General features: G+C 64.8%; 5 protein-coding genes and 1 pseudogene. 4 read left to right on the top strand and 2 right to left on the bottom strand.

The genetic code is table 11. From position 1 onward, the window contains the following. The 4 genes from AC1D00_RS30115 to AC1D00_RS30100 form a co-directional block, all read left to right on the top strand. Positions 1 to 739: ABC transporter ATP-binding protein (locus tag AC1D00_RS30115; RefSeq protein ID WP_477013169.1), on the top strand; the 739-nt coding region annotated here is incomplete at its 5' end. A 134-nt stretch (positions 740 to 873) separates the two neighbouring features. Next, positions 874 to 1569: a 5-oxoprolinase subunit PxpB gene (pxpB, locus tag AC1D00_RS30110; protein WP_027544790.1), complete on the top strand. Its 696-nt coding sequence runs from the start codon at positions 874 to 876 to the stop codon at positions 1567 to 1569. Further along, positions 1566 to 2543: a 5-oxoprolinase subunit C family protein gene (locus tag AC1D00_RS30105; protein ID WP_477013168.1), complete on the top strand. Its 978-nt coding sequence runs from the start codon at positions 1566 to 1568 to the stop codon at positions 2541 to 2543. Before pxpB ends, AC1D00_RS30105 begins: the two co-directional genes overlap by 4 nt. Before the next feature lie 35 nt (positions 2544 to 2578). Next, entirely contained in the window at positions 2579 to 3346 is a 768-nt protein-coding gene (locus tag AC1D00_RS30100) for a 5-oxoprolinase subunit PxpA (protein WP_025576065.1), read from the top strand. Here AC1D00_RS30100 and AC1D00_RS30095 read toward each other — a convergent pair. Further along, a complete protein-coding gene (locus tag AC1D00_RS30095; protein WP_011086416.1) occupies positions 3339 to 3764 on the bottom strand; it encodes an acetyl-CoA carboxylase biotin carboxyl carrier protein in 426 nt (141 codons plus the stop codon). The genes AC1D00_RS30100 and AC1D00_RS30095 overlap by 8 nt on opposite strands. Next, a pseudogene (locus AC1D00_RS30090) lies at positions 3749 to 4124 on the bottom strand (5-oxoprolinase subunit C family protein); the annotation flags it as partial. The pseudogene AC1D00_RS30090 and the gene AC1D00_RS30095, both read right to left, overlap by 16 nt.

Raw genomic sequence — 4124 nt, 5'->3', positions numbered from 1 at the left:
CCTCAATCTCGTCCAGCTGTCGAGCTTCGGGAAGCGCTATCCGGCGCAGCTCTCCGGTGGTCAGCAGCAGCGCGTCGCACTGGGGCGCGCCCTGGTGATCGAGCCGGCGATGCTGCTGCTGGACGAGCCGCTCGGGGCGCTCGACAAGGGGCTTCGCGAGAGCATGCAGGTCGAGCTGCGCGCCCTTCAGCGCAGGCTCGGTCTGACCACCATCATGGTGACCCACGACCAGGACGAAGCCCTGACGATGGCCGACAAGATCGTTGTGATGCGCGACGGCAAGCTCGAGCAGGTCGGCTCGGCGACGGAAATCTATCAGCGTCCGGCGTCAAAATTCGTTGCGCAGTTCATCGGCGCGTCGAATCTGTTCCAGGGGCCCATTGAGCAGCGCGACGGGAGCGGGGCGCTCGTTCGTGTCTCGCCCGAATTGAGCCTCCAGGTCGACCAGATTCCGCAATCGGCAAGCGACGTGATGGTCTCGATTAGGCCCGAGGCAATCGTGGTCGAGCGCGTTGGCCAGAGCCCGACGGCGCAAGGCGCCAACAGCGTGACGGCGCGTGTCGACCAGGCCATCTATCGCGGGTTCGTCAGTCACTACTATCTCAAGACGCCGAGTGGCGGGCAGATCATCGTGTTCGAGCAAAACCAGTCGCAGCAGGCCGGACTTCGATACGCGGTGGGCGAGGAGGTCGTGGCGCGGTGGGAGTCGCCCAGCAATCACGTGATTGTGCGTCACTGAAGCCGGGGACGCGACGTCTCGCGGGCAATCGACATCCCTTATACCCGCAGACGAACATCGTCTTGGATCGGCTTGCGCCGCTTGGCTAGATTTAGGGGTGGCAGCGCCACGTGCGTTCGACCAGCGAGGCCCTTTTGTCGATTAATCAGCGCAACGCTCCTTTTGTCGGCACGATCGAGAAGAGCCCGAAGATCAGCCTGATCGGCACGCTTGCAATGCTGGTCGAGGCGCCGGGTGACTTCGACCTGGTTCAACAGGGACGCATCTGGGCCCTTGCGGATGCGGTTTCCACCTGGCCCAACGTCCAGGAGGCCGTCATCGGCGTCACCAATGTGATGCTCGTATTCGAGCAGCCGCCGGCGGATATCGGCATGCTCGGCGCCTCGATCGTCGAACTATGGCATCGCGTGCCGAGCCGAAAGGCCGACGGCAAGCTCATCGAAATTCCCGTGATCTACGGCGGGGAGCTCGGCTTCGACCTGCCGGCTGTTGCGAGCCGCGCCGGATTGTCCGAGCGTGATGTCATCAGGATTCACAGCGAAGGCGAATACACCGTCTGCGCCGTCGCGAGCTCGCCGGGTTTCGGATATCTCCACGGCCTCGATCCGCGCATTCACATGCCGCGCAAATCCGTGCCGTCGCTCAACATGCGGGCGGGCTCGGTGACGATCGGCGGGATGCAGACGGGCGTCGCGGTGCTGACAAGTCCGAATGGATGGAACGCGATCGGATGGGCATCGGTCACCATGTTCGATCCACAGAGTGAGCAACCGTCCCTGATGCTTCCGGGCGATCGCGTCAGATTCAGAATCGATCGGGTCGAGCTGTGATCGAGATATTGGCCAGCCCCGCCTTTAACACCATCCAGGATATTGGTCGCCACGGCGCGCGTCGTTTCGGCGTGAGCACGTCCGGCGCCATGGATCCCGTCGCGCTCGCCGCCGGCAATGCGCTGCTCGGCAATGAAGATGGTGCGGCCGGCATCGAGATTCAGACCTTTCCGTTCCGCCTGCGCTTCCAGACAGATACTGCGTTTGCGCTCACTGGCGCCGATCACGACTCGACGCTGGCGGGATCGACCGTCCGGCCGTGGTGGTGCACGCAGGCAAGGGCGGGCGACGTTCTCGCGATCACCGCGCCGCGACGTGGCGCGCGGGTCTACACGACGTTCGGCGGCGGCATCGATGTTCCGCGCGTGCTGGGCTCGCGCAGCACTCATCTGCGCGGCGGCTTCGGCGGGCTTGAGGGCCGTACCTTGCAGGCGGGCGACGTCGTGCCGATCGGGAGTTCGTCGTGCGGCAGCGTGGGCCGCTTCGACTTCGGTGTGGYGCCGCCGGATGTCGCGATTCCAGGCGCCGCTCCGGCGGATGACCGTGGGCTGCGGTTACGCGTCATGCGGGCCGGCGAGTTCGACCTGTTCTCGGAGGAGATGCAGGCGACGTTCTGGTCGACGCGATGGAAGATCAGCGGCCAGAGCGATCGCGGCGGCTACCGTCTCACCGGCGGCAAGCTGACATTGGATGCGCCGGTCGAGATGCGCTCGCACGGCGTGGTGGCTGGCGTCGTGCAGGTGCCGCCGGCCGGCGAGCCGATCATCCAGATGAGCGACGCCAATACGGCCGGTGGCTATCCGAAGATGGCGGCCGTGATCCAGGCCGATCTCTGGCGCCTCGGCCAGGCGGCGCCGGGATCGTTCATTGCCTTCAGCGAGGTGAGCTACCAGGACGCGGTCGCGGCCATGGCTCCGGTCAACGACTACCTCGCGAAGTTGCGTGCGACCGCGGATCTGTATCGAGCGCTTTGAGTGGACGTCAACAATAACAAGAGCAGGGTACGAACATGAAAATCGGCATCAATTCGGACATGGGTGAAGGATTCGGCAATTATCGCATCTGCGACGACGAGGCGCTGATGAGCATCATCTCATCGGCCAACGTGGCGTGCGGTTTCCACGCCGGCGATCCCATCATCATGGATCGCATGGTTCGCCTGGCGAAGCAGAAGGGGGTCGAGGTCGGCGCCCATCCGGGCCTGCCTGACCTTCTCGGATTTGGCCGCCGCGTGATTCAGATGGACTCCGCCGAGCTCGAGAAGCATATGGTCTATCAGATCGGCGCCTTGCAGGCGATCGCGGCCAATGCGGGTCACCGCGTAACCCATGTCAGCTTCCACGCCGCGATGGGCAACATGGTCAATGCCGACCCCGACATGGCCGATGTTGTGGCCCGTGCGATTGCGACCATCAATCGCGATTTCATCGTGTTCTCGCAGCCGGACGCCAAGATCGTGCGCGCCGCGCGCAAGGTGGGCCTGCGCATCCTCACTCTGTTCCTGGCTGACCGCGCGTATGACGAGAACGGCCATCTGGTGTCCCGCAAGCTTCCCAACTCGGTCATCACCTCGACTGAGGCCGTGGCCGAACGGGTCAAGCGCTTCCTCGACAGCGGCACTGTGCAGACGATCGAGGGCAAGTCGATCAAGGTCGAGGCGCGCTCGATCCTGATCCACAGCGACACGCCCGGATCGGTCAACCTCGCCGGCACGGTGCGCCGCGTGATCGAGCAGGGCGGCGGCGAAGTCACGCCCGCAACCGTCCTGCTCAATTGATAGGGCTGCTCCCGGCGAGCGGGCGGATGCGCACAATCGGCGTGCCGTAGCCGACCGTTGCGCCAGGCTCCGCGATCACGGCATCGACGGTGCCGGCGGCCGGTGCCACGATGGGCGCATACAAGAGCCCGATCTTGACGAGTCCGACGACCGCGCCGGCCTCGATGCGCTGACCCTGTGCGACGAACGGCTTGTCCCGCCAGGGATGAGCCGCAAGGAAATGCCCTGCGACGTCGGCTTTGGCGATGACGGAATGGTCTGCAGCGGGGGCAGCAAGCGTCGGTGACGCGGCCATCCGCGGACCCGTGTCGACGACGAGCTTCAGGGACTGGCCGGGCTCCTCGATTTCGATGGTGTCGACGCCGGATTTTTCGAGGATTTGCGCCAGACGCGCGATGTCAGTCAGCTCGATCGGCATGTTCTGGTCTCCTCGACAAGGCGAACATTGGTCCTGAGCCGATCGAGATAGGCCGCCATCTCGGCCTCGGCTGCCAGCGCATCGGTGTAAGCCGTTTGTTCGAACCGCAGCTTGCCGCCGAGCCGCGCCTGCCCGACACGCCACAAGTCGGCCCGGATCACGGTTGCGATCTTCGGGTAGCCGCCGGACGTCTGCGCGTCGCGCATCTGGATGATCGGCTGTCCGTTCGGTGGAATCTGGATGACGCCAGGGACGATGCCGTGCGAGCGCTTCTCGATCGGCACCTCCGGCTTCACGGCGGGGCCTTGCAGGCGGTAGCCGTAACGGTTGCTCTGCGGCGTGATCTTCCAGCTGCTGGAC

The sequence above is a fragment of the Bradyrhizobium sp. P2_E8 genome (assembly GCF_056403875.1).
The sequence above is the reverse complement of the archived record's forward strand: the minus strand, read 5'-3'. Positions and strand labels throughout refer to the sequence as shown.

Bases quoted from the DNA above. Each gene is read 5' to 3' on its own strand.
- AC1D00_RS30095 (WP_011086416.1), bottom strand. From the start codon at position 3,764: ATGCCGATCGAGCTGACTGACATCGCGCGTCTGGCGCAAATCCTCGAA.
- AC1D00_RS30100 (WP_025576065.1), top strand. From the start codon at position 2,579: ATGAAAATCGGCATCAATTCGGACATGGGTGAAGGATTCGGCAATTAT.